Origin of the sequence: Pseudoalteromonas sp. S1612 (genome assembly GCF_005887175.1) — a bacterium.
Lineage (GTDB): Bacteria > Pseudomonadota > Gammaproteobacteria > Enterobacterales > Alteromonadaceae > Pseudoalteromonas > Pseudoalteromonas undina.
In genome coordinates this window covers 62,475-82,423 of the sequence record NZ_PNDH01000030.1, presented here as the reverse complement: position 1 = coordinate 82,423, position 19,949 = coordinate 62,475, and the positions used below count along the sequence as shown (strand labels likewise).

Genomic DNA, 19,949 nt, shown 5'->3' with positions numbered 1-19,949 from the left:
CCGTGGTCAACGTGGCCGATTGTACCAACGTTTACGTGCGGTTTTACGCGTTCAAACTTTTCTTTTGCCATCTTAAAAAATTCCTAATAAAGAAATTAAAGCCTGACTCAGTATTGAGCCAGACAAGCTAAAATCATATAACAGCGCGAGCTGAAATTATTGTATCTGCAACCTGCTTAGAGGCTTCAGCGTACTTCAAAAACTCCATAGAGTATGAGGCACGGCCCTGTGTTGCAGATCGTAAAGCAGTCGCATAACCGAACATTTCAGATAGTGGTACCACAGCATTAATTTGCTTAAGGCCACCAAGTGCATCTTCCATGCCTTCGATCATGCCGCGACGACGGTTTAGGTCGCCAACTACATCACCCATGTTTGCTTCAGGAGTGAGTACTTCAACCTTCATTACTGGTTCTAAAAGTGCAGGGTTTGCATCTAGCGCACCTTGTCTCATAGCCAGTGAACCTGCTATTTTAAATGCCATTTCATTCGAATCCACATCATGGAATGAACCATCATATAAAGTCGCTTTAACACCAAGTAATGGGTAGCCTGCCAGTACACCTTGAGCCATTTGCTCTTGGATACCTTTGTCTACCGCAGGGATGTATTCTTTCGGCACTGAGCCACCTACGGTTTCGTTTACGAACTCGTAAATTGGGGCTTCATCATCCGAAATATCCATCGGTTCAAGTTTAAGCCAGACGTGACCATATTGACCACGACCACCTGATTGACGTACAAACTTTCCTTCAACTTCAACAGTTGAACGAATAGCTTCTCGGTATGCAACCTGCGGCTTACCAACGTTACATTCAACACTGAATTCACGTTTCATACGGTCGACAATGATATCAAGGTGAAGTTCACCCATGCCAGAGATAATAGTCTGGCCTGATTCTTCGTCAGTTTGTACGCGGAAAGATGGATCTTCTGCAGCTAGTTTTCCTAGCGCGATACCCATTTTATCCTGGTCAGCGATTGTGCGAGGCTCAACCGCAACAGAGATAACTGGTTCTGGGAACTCCATACGCTCAAGCGTAATAATAGAGTTCGGATCACACAGTGTTTCACCTGTTGTTACGTCTTTGAGACCAATAGCCGCCGCGATGTCGCCTGCGTGGACTTCTTTGATCTCTTCACGTGAGTTTGAATGCATCTGAACGATACGACCAAGACGCTCACGCTTACTTTTTACTGGGTTATATACCGCGTCACCCTGTTTAACAGTACCAGAGTAAACACGGAAAAAGGTTAAAGTGCCAACAAACGGGTCTGTTGCGATCTTGAATGCAAGAGCAGCAAACGGCGCTTTATCATCAGCAGGACGCTCTTCCTCAGTACCATTTTCTAAGATACCTTGGATTTGTTTCACTTGTGTTGGTGATGGCATATATTCAACAACGCAATCAAGCACAGCTTGAACACCTTTGTTTTTAAATGCACTACCACACGTCATGGGAACAATTTCGTTCGCTAATGTGCGTTGACGCAAAGCATTTTTAATTTCTGCTTCGCTTAACTCTTCACCTTCTAAGTATTTATCCATTAGTTCTTCAGTAGCTTCAGCAGCGCTTTCAACTAAGTGAGAGCGCCATTCTTCGGCTAATTCCTGAAGTTCTGCCGGTATTGCCTCATAAGAGAAAGTCATACCCTGGTCTTTATCATTCCAGTTAATGGCTTTCATTTTAATAAGGTCAATAACACCTTTAAAGTCGTCTTCAGCGCCAATAGGCAGCTGGACTGGAACAGGCGTTGCTCCAAGACGAGATTTCACCTGGCTTACAACCGTTAAAAAATCAGCGCCCGTGCGATCCATTTTATTTACGAAGATCATTCTCGGAACTTCGTATTTGTTCGCTTGACGCCAAACTGTCTCAGTTTGCGGCTGTACACCCGATGAAGCACAAAGAACAACTACCGCACCATCTAGTACACGTAAAGAACGCTCTACTTCGATAGTGAAATCTACGTGTCCTGGGGTATCAATAATATTGATGCGATGGTCGTCAAATTGAGCGTCCATCCCTTTCCAGAAACACGTTGTTGCAGCAGAAGTGATTGTGATACCACGCTCTTGTTCCTGCTCCATCCAATCCATAGTTGCAGCGCCATCATGCACTTCACCGATCTTATGAGAAAGACCGGTGTAGAACAGAACACGTTCTGTTGTGGTGGTTTTGCCTGCATCTACGTGAGCACAAATACCGATATTGCGGTAACGCTCAAGTGGAGTTGTACGTGCCATAAAATCCTCTTAAAGGTTAAGGACAGATTACCAACGGTAATGAGCGAATGCTTTGTTCGCTTCAGCCATACGGTGAACGTCTTCACGTTTCTTAACCGCAGTGCCTTTGTTGTCAGCAGCGTCAACGATTTCTTGAGCTAAACGTAAGCCCATAGATTTTTCGCCACGCTTACGTGCAGCGTCTACTAACCAACGCATACCTAATGCGTTGCGACGTACTGGACGTACTTCAACTGGTACTTGATAAGTTGAACCACCAACACGGCGAGATTTAACCTCTACCTGTGGACGGATGTTATCAAGTGCAGTTTCAAAGATTTCTAGGTGCGACTTGCCTGATTTCTCAGCAGCCACGTCTAGCGCACCATAAACGATTTTTTCAGCAGTAGATTTCTTGCCGTCTAACATTACGATGTTAACGAATTTTGCAAGAAGTTCCGATCCGAACTTAGGATCTGGAAGAATTTTACGTTGACCTATTACGCGTCTTCTAGGCATTTTGTATCTCCGGTTTATTCAGGTTTGTCCTTTTGGAACAATAACCCAAAACAATAATTAATAATATTTAGTGCTTGGCCTTACTAACGGAATACAATTAGCCTTTAGGGCGTTTTGCACCGTATTTAGAACGAGCTTGACGACGGTCGCTTACGCCTGCACAGTCAAGTGCACCACGTACAGTGTGGAAACGCACACCTGGTAAATCTTTAACACGACCACCACGGATTAGGATTACACTGTGCTCTTGAAGGTTATGACCTTCACCACCGATGTATGAAGTTACTTCGAAACCGTTAGTTAAACGTACACGAGCTACTTTACGTAACGCCGAGTTTGGTTTCTTAGGTGTAGTTGTATATACGCGAGTACATACACCACGCTTTTGCGGACACGCTTTAAGCGCAGCTGAGTTACTTTTAGTAACCTTGCTACGACGTGGCTTACGCACTAGCTGGTTAATAGTTGCCATTTAAATAGCTCCTGAAATTAAAATTACTACTGAAAAAAATAAAAAATCCGCCCTTGTTTTACGAGCATGTATTAAACGTGCAAGTAAATGGGTGGCGGAATTTTAATGAGCAAAGATTGACCTGTCAACCTAAACCGCTCGCAAGGCAGTAGATAACTACCTTGCTAAACTCTAATCCATTGATTAGATTCGGTTTATTGATTTCCAGATAAATCCGCGTTTAAGGCATCAGTTAGTGCTTGAGTCGCCTCTTCTGCACTTACCGTTTGCTCTTCAACAACGTCTTTTTGCTTACGACGAGCCATACGATCTTGATGATACGCAAAACCGGTACCGGCTGGGATCAATCGACCCACAATTACGTTTTCTTTCAGACCGCGTAACTCATCGCTCTTACCATTTACAGCGGCTTCTGTTAGGACACGAGTTGTCTCCTGGAACGAGGCTGCTGAGATGAAAGATTCTGTCGCTAGTGATGCTTTAGTGATACCCATTAACTGGATTTCAAACTTAGCTGGGATCTTACCTTGAGCTTCAAGGTCGCGGTTTGCGATATTAACGCGTGCCACTTCAATTTGCTCACCGGCTAAGAACTCAGTATCACCACCGTCTAGAATGATACATTTACGTAGCATTTGACGAATAATAGTTTCAATGTGCTTATCATTGATCTTAACGCCCTGCAAACGGTAAACCTCTTGCACTTCGTTAACAATGTAGTTAGCAACATGAGTCACACCACGTAGGCGTAAGATGTCATGCGGTGATTCTGGACCATCGGCGATAACTTCACCTTTAGACACTTGCTCACCTTCAAACACGTTAAGTTGACGCCACTTAGGAATCATTTCTTCGTAATGATCGCCTTCAGCTGGAGTAATAACTAAACGTTTCTTACCTTTAGTCTCTTTACCGAAGCTAATCGTACCGGTGATTTCAGCTAAGATAGCTGGATCTTTCGGCTTACGCGCTTCAAATAAGTCGGCTACGCGTGGTAGACCACCCGTGATATCACGAGTTTTCGAACCTTCTTGCGGAATACGTGCTAGTACGTCACCTGGGTTTGCAGTCGCGCCGTCTGTTACTTCAATCGTAGTGAATGAAGGAAGACGTGTTTCTTGCAAGCCACGCTCATCACTTTCAATGATAAGTTTCGGCTCTTTCGCATTCGCTTTAGCAAGATCTTTAACAACTACACGAGTTAAACCCGTTAGTTCGTCAGTCTGTGCTTCAGTATTTGAATCATCGATATCGCTGAACGATACTTTTGATTTATGCTCAAGAACGATTGGGTGACTATGCGGGTCCCAAGTAGCAACAATGTCGTTACCTTGAACTTCTGCATTGTCTTGCACTGTTAATACCGCACCGTAAGGTACTTTATAACGCTCTTTCTCACGACCATAGCTATCAATGATAGTGATTTCGGTAGAACGAGAGGTAATAACAATCTTACCGTCTGTATTTAATACATACTTAGCGTTGTGAAGTTTTAATGTACCGTTAGTTTTAACTTGTACATTATTTTCAGCAGACGCTCTTGATGCCGCACCACCGATGTGGAATGTACGCATCGTAAGCTGTGTACCCGGCTCACCGATTGATTGTGCCGCGATAACACCAACTGATTCACCCGCGTTGATGATATGACCACGTGCTAGGTCACGACCATAACACTTAGCACAAACACCAAAGTCGTTATCACAGGTGATAACTGAACGTACACGAACTTCATCAACTGAGTGCTCTTCTAAAAGGTCACACAGTTTTTCGTCAAGCATGATGTTACGTTCTACAAGTACTGTATTAGTACCAGGGATAACAACAGGCTCAGCAACAACACGACCTAGTACACGTTCGCGAAGTGCTTCTACAACGTCACCACCTTCAATAAGCGGTTTCATTGTTAAGCCATCTTCTGTGCCACAATCGTCTTCATTGATTACCAAATCTTGTGCAACGTCTACTAGACGACGCGTTAGGTAACCCGAGTTCGCTGTTTTCAGTGCTGTATCAGCAAGACCTTTACGCGCACCGTGCGTTGAGATGAAGTACTGAAGTACGTTTAGACCTTCACGGAAGTTAGCCGTGATTGGCGTCTCGATGATTGAACCATCTGGACGTGCCATTAGACCACGCATACCTGCTAGCTGACGGATCTGAGCGGCACTACCACGAGCACCTGAGTCGGCCATCATAAACACTGAGTTAAATGACGGTTGCTCTTCTTCTTCACCTTGCGCATTCACTACGGTGTCTTTTGACAAGTTAGCCATCATTTCACGTGATAAGTTCTCATTTACACGTGACCAAATATCGATAACTTTGTTGTACTTTTCACCAGCCGTTACAAGACCTGATTGGAATTGTTGGTTGATTTCAGTTACTTCAGCTTCTGCTGCTTCAATGATTGATGCTTTTACTGGTGGGATAACTAAGTCATCGATACCAATTGAAACACCTGACTTCATTGCGTAGTGGAAACCGGTGTACATAACTTGGTCAGCAAAAACTACTGTGTCTTTTAAACCAAGACGACGGTAACACTCATTTAGCAAGCTAGAAATTTGCTTTTTACCTAGAGCTTGGTTGATTGACTCAAACGGCATACCTTTAGGTAATATAAGAGACAGAATTGCACGACCCACTGTAGTATCAATGATAGTAATTGTATCTTCTACAACACCATCTTCATTAGCTACTGATTGGCTAATACGTACTTTCACTTTTGCGTGAAGGTCGGCATTACCACTACGGTATGCTTTTTCTGCTTCTTTAGGATCTTTAAATACGGTGCCTTCGCCTTTGGCGTTAATGCGGTCACGCGTCATGTAATAAAGACCTAATACAACGTCCTGTGAAGGAACGATGATTGGCTCACCATTAGCAGGCGATAAGATGTTGTTTGTAGACATCATTAACGCACGAGCTTCTAGCTGCGCTTCAATTGTTAGCGGTACGTGTACCGCCATTTGGTCACCATCGAAGTCGGCGTTGTAAGCCGCACATACTAATGGATGCAAATGAATCGCTTTACCTTCGATAAGCACAGGTTCAAACGCTTGGATACCCAAACGGTGAAGTGTTGGTGCACGGTTAAGTAATACTGGATGTTCACGAATTACTTCGTCTAGTACATCCCATACTTCCGCTACTTCACGCTCAACCATCTTTTTAGCTGCTTTGATTGTCGTAGCCATGCCGCGACGTTCTAATTTGCCATAGATGAATGGTTTGAAAAGCTCTAATGCCATCTTCTTAGGAAGACCACACTGATGAAGCTTAAGTGTAGGACCAACCGTGATTACAGAACGGCCAGAGTAATCTACACGCTTACCAAGTAAGTTCTGACGGAAACGACCTTGCTTACCTTTGATCATATCAGCAAGCGATTTAAGTGGACGTTTGTTAGAACCTGTAATTGCACGACCACGACGACCGTTATCAAGTAGCGCATCAACCGCTTCTTGTAACATACGTTTTTCGTTGCGTACGATAATATCTGGTGCAGCTAAATCTAGTAGACGCTTAAGACGGTTATTACGGTTAATAACACGACGGTAAAGGTCATTTAGATCAGATGTCGCAAAGCGGCCACCGTCTAGTGGTACTAATGGACGTAAGTCAGGTGGCAATACTGGAAGTACTGTCATGATCATCCACTCAGGGTTATTACCTGATTGGTGGAACGATTCCATTAACTTAAGACGTTTAGTGATCTTTTTACGCTTAGTTTCAGAGTTAATTGTTGGTAACTCTTCACGCATCTCTGCAATTAATTGAGCAAGATCGAGTTCACGAAGCAAGTCTAATACTGCTTCAGCACCCATCTTCGCTTCAAACTCATCGCCGTGCTCTTCAAGGGCATCTAGGTATTCTTCTTCACCTAATAGCTGACCACGCTCAAGCGTTGTCATACCAGGCTCAGTTACTACGAATGATTCGAAGTAAAGAACACGTTCAATATCACGAAGCGTCATATCAAGCATTAAGCCGATACGTGACGGTAATGATTTTAAAAACCATATATGCGCAACTGGACTTGCCAGTTCTATATGACCCATACGGTCACGACGCACTTTAGTGAGTGTTACTTCAACGCCACACTTTTCACAGATCACACCACGGTGTTTAAGGCGTTTATATTTACCACATAAACACTCATAATCTTTCACTGGGCCGAAAATACGGGCACAGAATAAGCCATCGCGCTCAGGCTTGAAAGTACGGTAGTTAATAGTCTCAGGTTTCTTTACTTCACCGTATGACCATGAACGAACCATGTCTGGTGAAGCAAGACCAATGCGAATTGCATCGAATTCTTCGGTCTTATTTTGTTGCTTCAGAAACTTAAGTAAGTCTTTCACCTTAGCTCTCCTGTCGGAGTTAATCTTGAGGACGGATGTTCTCGTCCCTACATTCTATTCAGCCATAACAGATGCTGCAGCGTTCACTGCAGCATCTAATTGGCTTAATTTTCTTCCAACTCGATGTTGATACCCAGTGAGCGGATTTCTTTCAACAATACGTTGAACGATTCTGGCATACCTGGTTCCATTTTATGGTTACCATCAACGATGTTTTTATACATCTTAGTACGACCGTTCACGTCATCCGATTTCACTGTTAGCATTTCTTGTAGAGTGTAAGCAGCACCGTAAGCTTCAAGTGCCCATACTTCCATCTCACCAAAACGCTGGCCACCGAACTGTGCTTTACCACCCAGCGGCTGCTGAGTAACAAGGCTGTAAGAACCAGTAGAACGCGCGTGCATCTTATCATCAACCAAGTGGTTAAGTTTAAGCATGTACATGTAACCTACAGTTACTTGACGTTCAAACTGATCGCCAGTACGGCCATCATAAAGTGTAACCTGACCACTTCTAGGGTAGCCGCCTAGCTCTAGCATGTCTTTGATTTCGTCTTCTTTCGCGCCATCAAATGCAGGAGTAGCAATCGGTAAACCACCTTTCAAGTTTTCAGCTAAACGACGAATTTCGTCATCAGAGAAACTAGCGATATCCACAACCTGACGAGATTCACCGATCTCATAAGCTTGTTTGATGAATTCACGTAGCTCATGAAGCTCGCGTTGCTCTTTCATCATTTCTTCTAAGCGCTCACCAATACCGCGTGCAGCTAGACCCATATGTGTTTCAAGGATCTGACCGATGTTCATTCGCGATGGTACACCTAGTGGATTTAGTACGATATCTACCGTACGACCTTTGTCATCGTATGGCATATCTTCTACTGGTACGATAGTCGAGATAACACCTTTGTTACCGTGACGACCCGCCATTTTATCACCCGGTTGGATACGACGTTTAACAGCTAAGTATACTTTAACAATTTTAAGTACACCTGGCGCTAAGTCATCACCTTGAGTAATTTTACGACGTTTGTTTTCAAACTTCTTATCGTATTCAGCTTTAAGCTCATCGTACTGTGCAGCTAGTTGCTCAAGTTCAGCTTGCTTGTCTTCTTCAGCAAGGCTTTGAGTTAGTAACTTTTCAGCATTCAGTGACGCTAAGTTGTCTTCATCGAAGCCAGCTGCCACAAGTAACTTGCGAGCACGCTCTAAAACACCAGCTTCTAGAATACGGAACTCTTCGTTGAAGTCTTTCTTCGCTTCGCGAAGCTGCATGTCTTCAACTTCTAACGCACGCTTATCTTTTTCAACACCATCACGGGTGAAAACTTGTACGTCGATTACAGTACCAGTTACAGAGTTAGGTACACGTAAAGAGCTGTCTTTAACGTCAGACGCTTTTTCACCGAAGATAGCACGTAGTAGCTTCTCTTCTGGTGTTAATTGCGTTTCGCCTTTCGGAGTCACTTTACCTACTAGGATATCGCCGCCTTTAACTTCAGCACCAATATATACAACGCCTGATTCATCAAGCTTGCCTAGTGCAGATTCACCCACGTTCGGGATATCTGCTGTGATCTCTTCTGAGCCTAATTTAGTATCACGGGCGATACACTGTAGTTCTTGAATGTGGATAGTCGTTAGACGATCTTCTTCAACTACGCGCTCTGATAGTAAGATTGAATCCTCGAAGTTGTAACCGTTCCATGGCATGAATGCCACGCGAAGGTTTTGACCAAGGGCTAAGTCACCTAAGTCAGTCGAAGGACCATCTGCTAACACATCGCCACGAGTAACCGGCTCACCAACCATACAAGTCGGCTTTTGGTTAATACATGTATTTTGGTTAGAACGTGTGTACTTGGTTAAGTTGTAGATGTCGATGCCCGCTTCACCAGGGATGCGCTCTTCTTCATGTACATTAACAACGATGCGACTTGCGTCGGCATACATTACTTCACCACCACGTTTAGCAACAATCGTTACACCAGAATCTTTTGCTAGTGTTAACTCAATACCTGTACCTACTAACGGTTTGTCCGCTTTCAATGTTGGTACTGCTTGACGTTGCATGTTTGAACCCATCAATGCACGGTTAGCATCATCGTGTTCTAGGAACGGGATAAGTGCTGCCGCTACAGAGATCACCTGTTGTGGTGATACATCCATATATTGCTGGTCCATGCGACCCATAAAGGTTGATTCACCTTTGTGACGACATGGAATAAGTTCATCTACAAACTCATTGGTTTCAGTTAAGTTTGAGTTCGCCTGTGCGATAACAAACTGACCTTCCTCAATGGCTGATAGGTAATCAACTTCATCAGTTACTACACCGTCTACCACTTTGCGGTAAGGTGTTTCTAAGAAACCGTAGTCATTGGTACGTGCATACGTAGACAATGAGTTAATTAGACCGATGTTTGGACCCTCAGGAGTCTCGATTGGACATACGCGACCGTAGTGAGTTACGTGAACGTCACGTACTTCAAAGCCAGCGCGTTCACGAGTTAGACCGCCCGGACCTAATGCAGAAATACGACGCTTATGCGTTACTTCTGATAGCGGGTTATTTTGGTCCATAAACTGTGATAACTGAGACGAGCCGAAGAACTCTTTAACCGCTGCCGAAATAGGCTTAGCGTTAATAAGATCTTGTGGCATTACCGCATCAAGGTCACCTAAGCTTAAACGCTCACGTACAGCACGTTCTACACGTACTAAACCTACACGGAATTGGTTCTCAGCCATTTCGCCAACACTACGTATACGACGGTTGCCTAAGTGGTCTATATCATCGACATCGCCAACACCGTTACGAATAGCAATCAATACTTTCATAACCGCTACGATGTCTTCTTTGCTTAATGTGCCAGGGCCTGTGTCTGAATCGTAACCAACACGGCTATTGAACTTCATACGACCTACTGTTGATAAGTCATAGCGTTCTTCTGAGAAGAATAAGTTCTCAAATAAGGCTTCAGCCGCGTCTTTCGTCGGTGGCTCGCCTGGGCGCATCATGCGATAAATTTCTACTAGTGCTTCTAAACGGTTGCTTGACGAGTCAATATTCAACGTATTTGACATGTAAGCGCCGCTGTCCACTTCATTGATGTATAGTGTATCAATAGTCGTGTGACCGGCTTTAACCAATTCAGCCATCATTTCAAGCGTTAGCTCGTCATTTGCAGTAGCAATGATTTCACCTGTTGACTCATCAACATAGTTCTTCGCTAATACACGGCCAATGATGTACTCATGTGGTACTTCTAATTGCTTAATGCCTTTTTTCTCGATGCTCTTGATGTGGCGAGCCGTAACACGACGACCGCTTTCAACAAGGACTTCACCGTCTTCGCTCTTGATATCAAAAGCGGCAGTTTCACCACGTAAACGTGAAGGTACAAGTTCCATAAGAACCTTACCGTCAGCGATTTCAAACGCAGTTGTATCGAAGAAGATATCTAGGATTTCTTCACTCGTGTACTCAAGTGCACGTAAGATGATAGACGCCGGTAATTTACGACGACGGTCAATACGTACATATAAGTTATCTTTTGCATCAAATTCGAAGTCTAACCATGAACCACGGTAAGGAATTACACGTGCGTTATAAAGCACTTTACCTGACGAGTGAGTTTTACCGCGGTCGTTATCAAAGAATACACCAGGGCTACGGTGTAGCTGAGAAACGATAACACGCTCTGTACCATTGATTACAAAAGTACCGGTATCGGTCATGAGCGGAATTTCGCCCATGTAAACTTCTTGCTCTTTAATGTCTTTAACTGTGCCTGGAGCTTCTTTGTCCATTACTACAAGACGCAGTTTCACGCGAAGTGGAGCAGAATAAGTCACACCGCGAATTTGACATTCTTTTACATCGAATACTGGCTCACCAATACGATAACTTACGTATTGAAGCTCAGAATTTCCCGAGTAGCTTTTAATTGGGAACACAGAACGGAAGGCAGCTTCCAAACCATGATCGCCATCAGCGTCCGGGACTAAGAATTTTTTAAACGATTCTAACTGCGTCGACAGTAAGAAAGGTATATCCAAAACTTGTGGACGTTTACCAAAATCCTTACGGATACGTTTCTTTTCAGAATAAGAGTAAGCCATGGGGTTCCTCAGCTTGCTGATCTTTGACCCGACCTGTTCTTGTAAGAACAGACTTAACTGGCATCTATGCCAAGATGTACAACATTAAATGTTGTTCCAACTTAATCCCACCTCAACACTAGCAAACTATAAAGCGTTGAAATTAAAGAATAAATCAGATTTTATTTGCGCTATAAGAATAGTCGCTCTATAGCGCAAAAAGGCCGGTGATTAAATAATCACCAGCCCTTGCCTGATTTCTCAGGCAGCGAACCTAGCAAAAGCTAGATTACTTAACCTCAACTTCAGCACCAGCTTCTGTAAGGTCTTTAGCAAGAGCTTCAGCTTCTTCCTTAGAGATACCTTCTTTAACTGGAGTTGGAGCAGCTTCAACTAGAGCTTTAGCTTCTTTTAAGCCAAGACCAGTTGCGCCACGTACAGCTTTGATTGCCGCAACTTTATTAGCGCCAGCGCCAGTAAGGATTACGTCAAATTCTGTTTTCTCTTCAGCAGCTTCAGCAGCAGGACCTGCTACCATAGCAGCTGCAGCAGTTACGCCGAATTTTTCTTCCATTGCTTCAACTAGAGCAACAACGTCCATTACTGACATTTCAGCAATTGCGTCAAGGATTTGGTCTTTAGTTACAGACATTACAAATTTCCTAATAATTAACGGACTCTAAGGTCCAAATAAATTTACACCGAAAGGGATTAAACAGCTTAAAATTAAGCAGCTTGCTCTTCTTTCTGTACACGTACTGCTTCAATTGTTTTACACAATTTACCAGCAGACGCTTCTTTCATAGCGCTCATTAAGCGTGCAACAGCTTCGTCGTATGTAGGTAGAGTTGCAAGCATAGCTGCGTCTACTACATTACCTTCAAAAGCGGCCGTTTTAAGCTCAAATTTCTCATTCTTTTTCGCGAAGTCTGAAAAGATACGCGCAGCAGCACCTGGGTGCTCTGATGAGAAAGCGATTAAGCTTGGACCAACAAATGAATCAGATAGGCATTCAAAGTCTGTTCCTTCAAGAGCACGTTTAGCTAGAGTGTTACGGACAACTTTCATCCAAACACCCGCTTCGCGAGCTTCTTTACGAAGGGCAGTGATTGCACCAACTGTTACACCACGAGAATCTGCAACTACTGCAGATAGAGCACCAGTGGCTGCTTCGTTGACTTCAGCAACAATTGCCTTTTTGCCTTGAAGATTTAAAGCCATGGGTGTTACTCCTGGTTTAATGGGTTACCGTACATCGGCTTCCCTGTTTTACTCTTCCCCACCAATAAAGGTGGAGATGCTTTTTACGGCGAGAGCCAGAAGATTAGGAAAAATCTATCTGGGGATTCACACCGTCTACGTAGGTAATATTAAGGCCGAAGCCGCCTACGGTCTTGGACGGAAGCCCAATTTATCGCGTTGCCCGAAGGCGCTTCGAAATTATGGACTTCAACCCGAATTCTTTACTTTGCGATTAACTAAATTAATCAGCAAAATGGCGCAAAATTATAGTACAAATTTCACGCCATGTAAACACTCAATTAAGCAACAACTGTGCTTAAAGTGCCTTGGTCAACAGAAACACCTGCGCCCATTGTTGTAGAGATAGTTACTTTCTTCAAGTAAACACCTTTAGCTTGAGAAGGTTTAGCCTTCTTAAGCGCAACAATTAGAGCTTCAAGGTTTTGTTGTAACTGCTCAGCAGTGAAATCAACCTTACCAATAGTAGTATGGATGATACCATTTTTGTCATTGCGGTAACGCACTTGACCTGCTTTCGCATTTTTAACTGCTTCTGCAACGTTAGGTGTTACAGTACCAGTTTTAGGGTTTGGCATTAGACCACGTGGGCCTAAGATTTGACCTAGTTGACCAACAACACGCATAGCGTCTGGTGATGCAACAACAACGTCAAAATTCATCTCGCCTTTCTTAACTAGGTCAGCAAGATCTTCCATGCCTACTAATTCAGCACCGGCTTCTTTTGCAGCTTCTGCATTAGCGCCTTGAGTGAATACAGCAACACGAACGTCACGACCAGTACCGTTAGGTAGTACAGTAGCACCACGAACGTTTTGATCAGATTTACGAGCATCGATACCAAGGTTAACAGCAACGTCAACACTTTCTACGAATTTAGCTGTTGCTAGTTCTTTTAAAAGAGCAACTGCTTCGTTAATTTCGTAATCTTTAGTTACTTCCACTTTTTCGCGGATAGTACGCATACGTTTAGTTAATTTAGCCATTATCTTAGTCCTCTACGTTCAAGCCCATCGCACGCGCAGAACCTGCGATAGTGCGAACCGCAGCTTCTAAATCAGAAGCTGTAAGGTCTGGTTTCTTTGTCTCAACGATTTCTTCAAGTTGAGCACGAGTTACTGTGCCTACTTTTTCAGTGTTAGGACGGCCTGAACCAGATTTGATACCTGCAGCTTTCTTAAGTAAGTAAGCAGCCGGTGGCGTTTTCATGTCGAACGTAAATGAACGGTCGCCGTAAACAGAGATCACTACAGGAACTGGAGCGCCTTTTTCGATAGATTCTGTACGTGCGTTGAACGCTTTACAGAATTCCATGATGTTTACACCGTGTTGACCTAGTGCTGGACCTACTGGAGGACTAGGGTTAGCCATACCAGCAGCAACTTGTAGCTTGATTAGAGCTTCAACTTTCTTAGCCATTATAAATACCTCATTAGGTGGGTCTTAGCCTTGTGCGCGCGAGGACGCGTACTCTAGCGGCTTCCCAGTTTAAAAATTGGTTTCTCACTTTTTAGTAAACAGTTAAACAAACGTTTTCCCTGAATACAAAAAGGCCGCTGATTATAAGTTAATCAGCGGCCTTTTTCAAGCTTCGTGCCAAAAATTTAAAAGTTTTTAACGCGACGCTTTAAATCAATTACTTATCTTGTTCAACTTGACCAAATTCAAGTTCAACTGGCGTAGAACGACCAAAAATAAGTACCGACACTTTAACGCGGCTCTTTTCGTAGTCAACTTCTTCAACCACACCACTAAAGTCTGCAAATGGACCATCAGTAACACGAACCACTTCACCCGGCTCAAATAATGTTGCTGGTTTAGGCGCTTCTGCGTTCTCTTGTAGACGGTTAAGAATACGATCAGCTTCTTTGGTGCTAATAGGTGCTGGACGGTCTGATGTGCCACCAATAAAGCCCATAACACGTTCAGTGCTATTTACTAAGTGCCAGCTTGCATCATTCATATCCATTTGTACTAGTACGTAACCTGGGAAGAATTTACGCTCAGATTTACGCTTTTGACCAGCACGCATCTCTACGACTTCTTCAGTAGGAACTAATACTTCACCAAAGCTATCTTCTAGACCTTTGATTTTAATATGCTCTAATAATGTTTGAGCAACACGCTTCTCATAACCTGAGAAAGCCTGTACTACGTACCAACGTAGTTTCTTTTCGTTATTCTCATCCGACATGGGATCAGATCTCCAATCCAGTTAAAAAGCCTACAGCGCGGAATAAAATGCCATCTAATCCCCAAAGGATTAATGCCATAATCACTGTTGCAACCATTACAATTAATGTCGTGTGCGTTGTTTCTTGACGCGTCGGCCAAACTACCTTGCGTACTTCGATACGCGCTTCTTTTGCAAAAGCAAGGAATGTACGTCCCTTGAAAGTTTGCGAAGCAATAGCTAAACCCGCAGCTATCGCAACCACAACGCCAATAGCACGTAGTAATACAGACTGATCTGCAAACATATGGTTACCAACGACTGCGCCTGCAAGTAGCGCAATTGCTACTAACCACTTTACTGACTCCATCCCACTCGATGGTGTTTCTATATTCGTGCTCATAATATTATTACCTTAACTACAGACACAACAACCCTGCACGTCGACAGGGTTAATCCATTAAAATCTAAACTTAAAAACAAGCTTACTTAAACCGATTTTTAGTTCTAGACTTTACTCACTTTGTAAAAAATTGGCAGGGGCGGAGAGATTCGAACTCCCAACCGTCGGTTTTGGAGACCGCTGTTCTACCAATTGGAACTACGCCCCTGCAAAGTGGATGCCTATTATACTTACGCAATTCATTAACACAAGAGTAAAAAGATACCCATAACTTAAAATCTCACTGACGGCTGTAAAAATCAAACTTAACATTATTAAAAAAGCAGTTTATGATTGTTTCAATTTTAGGAATACTGTTCGCACAAGGAAGCCAGTGCCTTTACTTCAAACCCTATTCAAAACCCTCATTTTAAGTATTTTTTGCTTGTTTCATAGCATGCTTATTGCCCGCCCTATTCACTTAGATACATATTCGAGTGAGCAAGGATTATCGCAAAACTCGATTACATGCAGCATCACTGATGAGCAAGGGTTTCATTGGTTTGCCACACAAGGCGGTCTTAATCGCTTTGATGGTTATGAGTTTAAACGCTTCAAGTCTCACCCTACTGAGGCTAGTATTTCAGGAAACTGGGTCACCGATTGCCTTGCTGACGGCCCTCATGCTATCTGGTTTTCTACAGCCAGTAATGGTTTAAACTTACTTGATACTCAAACCGGTCAATTTAAGGTTTTTAATACGCAAACTGAGTTGGCGATTACTGATAACCGTATATGGTCACTGGCGTCAGATAACCTAAATAATATTTGGTTAGGCCATGAACATGGAAAGTTAACACGATTAAATATAGTCAATAATGAAGTTGAGTCATTTAGCTATACTAGCCTCGAGCAAGCTAATACCGTAATACAAGATATCGTAATAGATGCTCAACAGAATATCTGGTTAGCGACCAACGAGGGAATAATTAAATTTAACCCAGAGCTAAAAACGTTTAAACACATAGCAAAGAGCCATAAGAATTTATGGCGGTTACACTTAAATACACAAGGGCAGCTATTACTAGCAAGCAAACAAGGCCTTAGCCTATTTATTCCAACAACAGAGGCTTTTGCGGAGTTTGCTCAATTTACAGATGTATGGATCACCGATATATTAATTGACGACACCGATACCATGTGGCTGACAAGTTATGGAAAAGGTTTATTTTATAAAACAGAGCAAAGTACATCTAAAAATAACTTTGAGCACATACCGCACAATAAACAGCAACTAAATGGGCTTGCTAATGATTACCTTTTGTCAGTCTATCAAGACCAGTTCGGTATCATTTGGATTGGTACTGATGGCTATGGCTTGCAACGTTATGATAAAAAGCAAAATCAATTTTCGCATCAACAGCATTTGAGCGATGATGAGACTACCATTAGTCATAATTTTGTTCGCGCTCTACTTAAAGATTCACAAGGTCAGTTATGGGTTGGTACGCGTGATGGCTTAAACAAACAAACCGACACTGGCTTTAAGCGCTATAAAGTTAACTCAAAATTGCAAAGCGGCCTTACTAATAATAATGTATTTAGCCTGCATGAAGATAACCAACAGCGACTTTGGATTGGTACCTATGGCGGTGGGTTACTGCAATACAATCCAGCTGAAGATAATTTTATTGCCTATACAATGCAAAGCCATCAGCTTAGTAGCGATCGAGTTTATGCGATAACGAGCGATCCTAAAGGAAATTTATGGCTAGGTAGTAACCAAGGTTTAACACGCTTTAATCCCGACACTTTAGAGGTTAAACATTACAAGCACGACGATTCAACTAATAGTCTTGCTAACAATACCGTATTTACTCTGCTTTTTGATCAAAATACAAACGGATTGTGGGTCGGGACGCGTGCAGGTTTAAATTATCTAAGCATGGCCGATGAATCATTTACCCATTACCCCGCAAATAACGAACCGAAAACTGGTTTAAGCCATAATATGGTCACTTCCTTGCACCTGCAAAATAACGATACTTTATGGGTTGGTACCTTTGGTGGTTTAAACCGCCTTGATAAAAAAACACAAAAGATCACTTACACTACCGAACATAATGGATTACTGAACGATAATATTTTTGCTATTAAAGATGATAGTAAAGGCCACTTATGGCTAAGCAGTAACCAAGGGCTCACTCGCTATAACCCCACGAATCAAGCTATGCAGCATTTTTTACCTCGTGACGGCGTGCAGCATAATTCGTTTATTTTAGGTGCCGCTTTTCAAGCAGCTGATGGCGAGCTATTTTTTGGCGGAATCAATGGCTTTAATCAGTTTTACCCTAGTAAACTGCTATTGAGTACTTCAGCCCCAACCCCAGTATTAACTGAGCTATTAATTTATAACCAAGCAAGTTCAACAAAAAACTATCTAACAGATCAAAAACAGCCAGCAAAACTAATAAATCATACTAAAAAACTCTCTTTTCCAACTAGCCAAGGGGTCATTGGCTTTAAATATTCCGCCGTTAATAATGCCTCATCAGCTAATCAATACCAGTATGCTTACAAGCTAAGTGGTTTAGATAAGCAATTTATCTATACCGATGCAAGCCAACGACAAGTTAACTATTCGCAGCTAAGTGCAGGTAATTATCAATTACAATTAAAAGTAAGCGATCAATACGGGCAATGGAGCAAAGTTCACACTATGCTAAAGCTGACAGTAACGCCTCCTTGGTGGCAAACGAAATTGGCGTATGCGGCTTACCTTATAATAGTTTTGATTATTACATGGTTAATTTTAGCGTCACGCTATCGAGCTAAAACCGCAGAGCAACTCATTCAACAAGAAAGAAAGCTTAATCAACTAAAGACCCAATTTTTAGATAATATTAGCCATGAACTTAAAACGCCATTAAGCTTAATTTTAGCGCCAGTAGAAAACTTACAACAGCAACAACTCGGTGCTCAAGCGCAACATCAAGTTTCTATAATCAAGCGTAACGGGCTCCGCCTACTTAATTTAATTAATGAGCTATTACAGCTAAGTCAGCGCCCAAGTGCGACTATAGAATATGTATCCGCTTATTCTATAAGCCCTTTTATAGAACAAATAGTAGACGACTTCGCTATTTTGTTTGCTCAAAAAAATATTAGTTTTTCCTTTAAAGACAATACGCAACAGCCTAATTATATAAATTTAGAAACTAAACATGCTTTATCTATTATTGATAACTTATTGACCAATGCACTTAAATACACTCCATCAAATGAAAGCGTTAATCTAACGCTTTCTAACACAAACAATAATGTTGTTATAACGGTATCTGATACTGGTATTGGTATCGAAGAACACCAGCAAGCGCTTATTTTTGAACGTTTTACTCGTGTTGCAGCACACAGCCAAACAGGCAGTGGTATAGGTCTCGCGCTGGTTAAGCAGCTTGTAGAGCAATACGGTGGGCAAATTTCATTAGTTAGTAAAATCAACAAGGGAAGTTGCTTCACAGTCACTTTGCCATTGTGTGAATCAAGTAACTTATTAACGGATAAACAATTATCGTCCTCTCAAACTATGCCGCTAAAAAACAACAAAAAACTACTCATTGTTGAAGATAACGAGGAAATGCGTGAGTTACTGGTTTCACTGTTTAGTGATGACTATACCTGTCTGAGCGCTAATAATGGAGAAGAAGGGCTTTTGCTGTGCCAAACTCAAATGCCCGATGTGGTGCTCAGTGACGTGATGATGCCAACGATGGATGGATATCAACTTCTAAGCGCTATTCGCTCAGACATTTCGATAAACCATATTCCTGTTTTATTACTCTCTGCCAAAGCAGACAGTAATAGCCGTATAAAAGGGCTTGATTTACTGGCCGATGACTACCTGTGTAAACCCTTTGAAGCATCATTATTAAAGAGTCGGATTCATGGTTTATTAGGTATTCGTGATGCGTTAAATAAACACTTAGTTAAACAGCTATCAGCTCAAGTACATGCTGTGACCTTAGATGCTCAAATAGAGCAAAATAAAGATTACACATTTACAGAACGCTTAAAAACAATCTTGCGCGAAAATTATCAAAATGAACTGTTTAGCGTCGAAGAGTTTGCCAGCGCAATGTGTTTGAGCCCTCGCGCACTGCAATTAAAAATGAAAGCTCTTTTTGACGTTACACCCAGTGATTACATTCGCAATACCCGTCTAGAATATGCAGCAAAATTATTAGCAGGTAGCGACTTAACCATAGGTTTAGTTGCAGATAACACCGGCTTTAGTTCTCAAAGTTACTTTGCTCGTTGCTTTAAAGCCAAATATACAGTGACACCTAAACAATATAGAGAAGCACAAACATGTAAAAGTCATTAGCTTCGCATCTGTACTCAAAGCTTTCGTCTGAGTACTATTTTTAAGCTACTGATTTA

12 protein-coding genes, 1 tRNA gene and 1 pseudogene are annotated in these 19,949 nt (G+C 42.4%); 1 reads left to right on the top strand and 13 read right to left on the bottom strand.

Annotation, left to right across the window (positions count from 1 at the left end; translation table 11 throughout):
- From CWB78_RS11325 to CWB78_RS11265, 13 genes and pseudogenes are all read right to left on the bottom strand, one after another.
- Positions 1 to 71 (bottom strand): annotated as a pseudogene (locus CWB78_RS11325) (GTP-binding protein); the annotation flags it as partial.
- A gap of 62 nt (positions 72 to 133) precedes the next feature.
- Positions 134 to 2,248, bottom strand: coding sequence for an elongation factor G (gene fusA / locus CWB78_RS11320; protein ID WP_010392137.1), 2,115 nt, complete (start codon positions 2,246 to 2,248; stop codon positions 134 to 136).
- 27 nt (positions 2,249 to 2,275) lie between these two features.
- Positions 2,276 to 2,746, bottom strand: a complete 471-nt coding sequence (gene rpsG, locus CWB78_RS11315) for a 30S ribosomal protein S7 (RefSeq protein ID WP_010392135.1) — start codon at positions 2,744 to 2,746, stop codon at positions 2,276 to 2,278.
- Between the two features lie 97 nt (positions 2,747 to 2,843).
- Positions 2,844 to 3,218 carry a 30S ribosomal protein S12 gene (rpsL, locus tag CWB78_RS11310; RefSeq protein WP_002958885.1) on the bottom strand — a complete coding sequence of 125 codons (375 nt, stop codon included), beginning with the start codon at positions 3,216 to 3,218 and terminating at the stop codon, positions 2,844 to 2,846.
- Between the two features lie 194 nt (positions 3,219 to 3,412).
- Complete coding sequence (rpoC, locus tag CWB78_RS11305) at positions 3,413 to 7,585, bottom strand: DNA-directed RNA polymerase subunit beta' (RefSeq protein WP_054202751.1); 4,173 nt, start codon at positions 7,583 to 7,585, stop codon at positions 3,413 to 3,415.
- A 104-nt stretch (positions 7,586 to 7,689) separates the two neighbouring features.
- Positions 7,690 to 11,715, bottom strand: coding sequence for a DNA-directed RNA polymerase subunit beta (gene rpoB / locus CWB78_RS11300; protein WP_010392125.1), 4,026 nt, complete (start codon positions 11,713 to 11,715; stop codon positions 7,690 to 7,692).
- 268 nt (positions 11,716 to 11,983) lie between these two features.
- Positions 11,984 to 12,346 (bottom strand): 50S ribosomal protein L7/L12, encoded by a 363-nt coding sequence (gene rplL / locus CWB78_RS11295; RefSeq protein WP_008108465.1) that lies wholly within the window; start codon positions 12,344 to 12,346, stop codon positions 11,984 to 11,986.
- A 74-nt stretch (positions 12,347 to 12,420) separates the two neighbouring features.
- A complete protein-coding gene (gene rplJ, locus CWB78_RS11290; protein WP_008108464.1) occupies positions 12,421 to 12,915 on the bottom strand; it encodes a 50S ribosomal protein L10 in 495 nt (164 codons plus the stop codon).
- A gap of 320 nt (positions 12,916 to 13,235) precedes the next feature.
- Positions 13,236 to 13,940 carry a 50S ribosomal protein L1 gene (rplA, locus tag CWB78_RS11285; protein WP_010392122.1) on the bottom strand — a complete coding sequence of 235 codons (705 nt, stop codon included), beginning with the start codon at positions 13,938 to 13,940 and terminating at the stop codon, positions 13,236 to 13,238.
- A 4-nt stretch (positions 13,941 to 13,944) separates the two neighbouring features.
- Entirely contained in the window at positions 13,945 to 14,373 is a 429-nt protein-coding gene (gene rplK / locus CWB78_RS11280) for a 50S ribosomal protein L11 (RefSeq protein WP_008108462.1), read from the bottom strand.
- Between the two features lie 217 nt (positions 14,374 to 14,590).
- On the bottom strand, positions 14,591 to 15,148 hold the full coding sequence (gene nusG / locus CWB78_RS11275) for a transcription termination/antitermination protein NusG (RefSeq protein ID WP_008108460.1): 558 nt from the start codon (positions 15,146 to 15,148) through the stop codon (positions 14,591 to 14,593).
- Positions 15,149 to 15,152: 4 nt separating this feature from the next.
- Complete coding sequence (secE, locus tag CWB78_RS11270) at positions 15,153 to 15,530, bottom strand: preprotein translocase subunit SecE (RefSeq protein WP_054202752.1); 378 nt, start codon at positions 15,528 to 15,530, stop codon at positions 15,153 to 15,155.
- Between the two features lie 131 nt (positions 15,531 to 15,661).
- A tRNA-Trp gene (locus tag CWB78_RS11265) sits at positions 15,662 to 15,738 on the bottom strand.
- 165 nt (positions 15,739 to 15,903) lie between these two features.
- Between CWB78_RS11265 and CWB78_RS11260 the strand changes: the two genes are divergently transcribed.
- Entirely contained in the window at positions 15,904 to 19,893 is a 3,990-nt protein-coding gene (locus CWB78_RS11260) for a hybrid sensor histidine kinase/response regulator transcription factor (protein ID WP_138595620.1), read from the top strand.
- Positions 19,894 to 19,949: the final 56 nt, after the last annotated feature.

What these genes read in the sequence shown, in the direction of transcription:
- fusA (WP_010392137.1), bottom strand. Translation starts at nt 2,248, where the DNA reads ATGGCACGTACAACTCCACTTGAGCGTTACCGCAATATCGGTATTTGT.
- rpsG (WP_010392135.1), bottom strand. Translation starts at nt 2,746, where the DNA reads ATGCCTAGAAGACGCGTAATAGGTCAACGTAAAATTCTTCCAGATCCT.
- rpsL (WP_002958885.1), bottom strand. Translation starts at nt 3,218, where the DNA reads ATGGCAACTATTAACCAGCTAGTGCGTAAGCCACGTCGTAGCAAGGTT.
- rpoB (WP_010392125.1), bottom strand. Translation starts at nt 11,715, where the DNA reads ATGGCTTACTCTTATTCTGAAAAGAAACGTATCCGTAAGGATTTTGGT.
- rplL (WP_008108465.1), bottom strand. Translation starts at nt 12,346, where the DNA reads ATGTCTGTAACTAAAGACCAAATCCTTGACGCAATTGCTGAAATGTCA.
- rplJ (WP_008108464.1), bottom strand. Translation starts at nt 12,915, where the DNA reads ATGGCTTTAAATCTTCAAGGCAAAAAGGCAATTGTTGCTGAAGTCAAC.
- rplA (WP_010392122.1), bottom strand. Translation starts at nt 13,940, where the DNA reads ATGGCTAAATTAACTAAACGTATGCGTACTATCCGCGAAAAAGTGGAA.
- rplK (WP_008108462.1), bottom strand. Translation starts at nt 14,373, where the DNA reads ATGGCTAAGAAAGTTGAAGCTCTAATCAAGCTACAAGTTGCTGCTGGT.
- nusG (WP_008108460.1), bottom strand. Translation starts at nt 15,148, where the DNA reads ATGTCGGATGAGAATAACGAAAAGAAACTACGTTGGTACGTAGTACAG.
- secE (WP_054202752.1), bottom strand. Translation starts at nt 15,530, where the DNA reads ATGAGCACGAATATAGAAACACCATCGAGTGGGATGGAGTCAGTAAAG.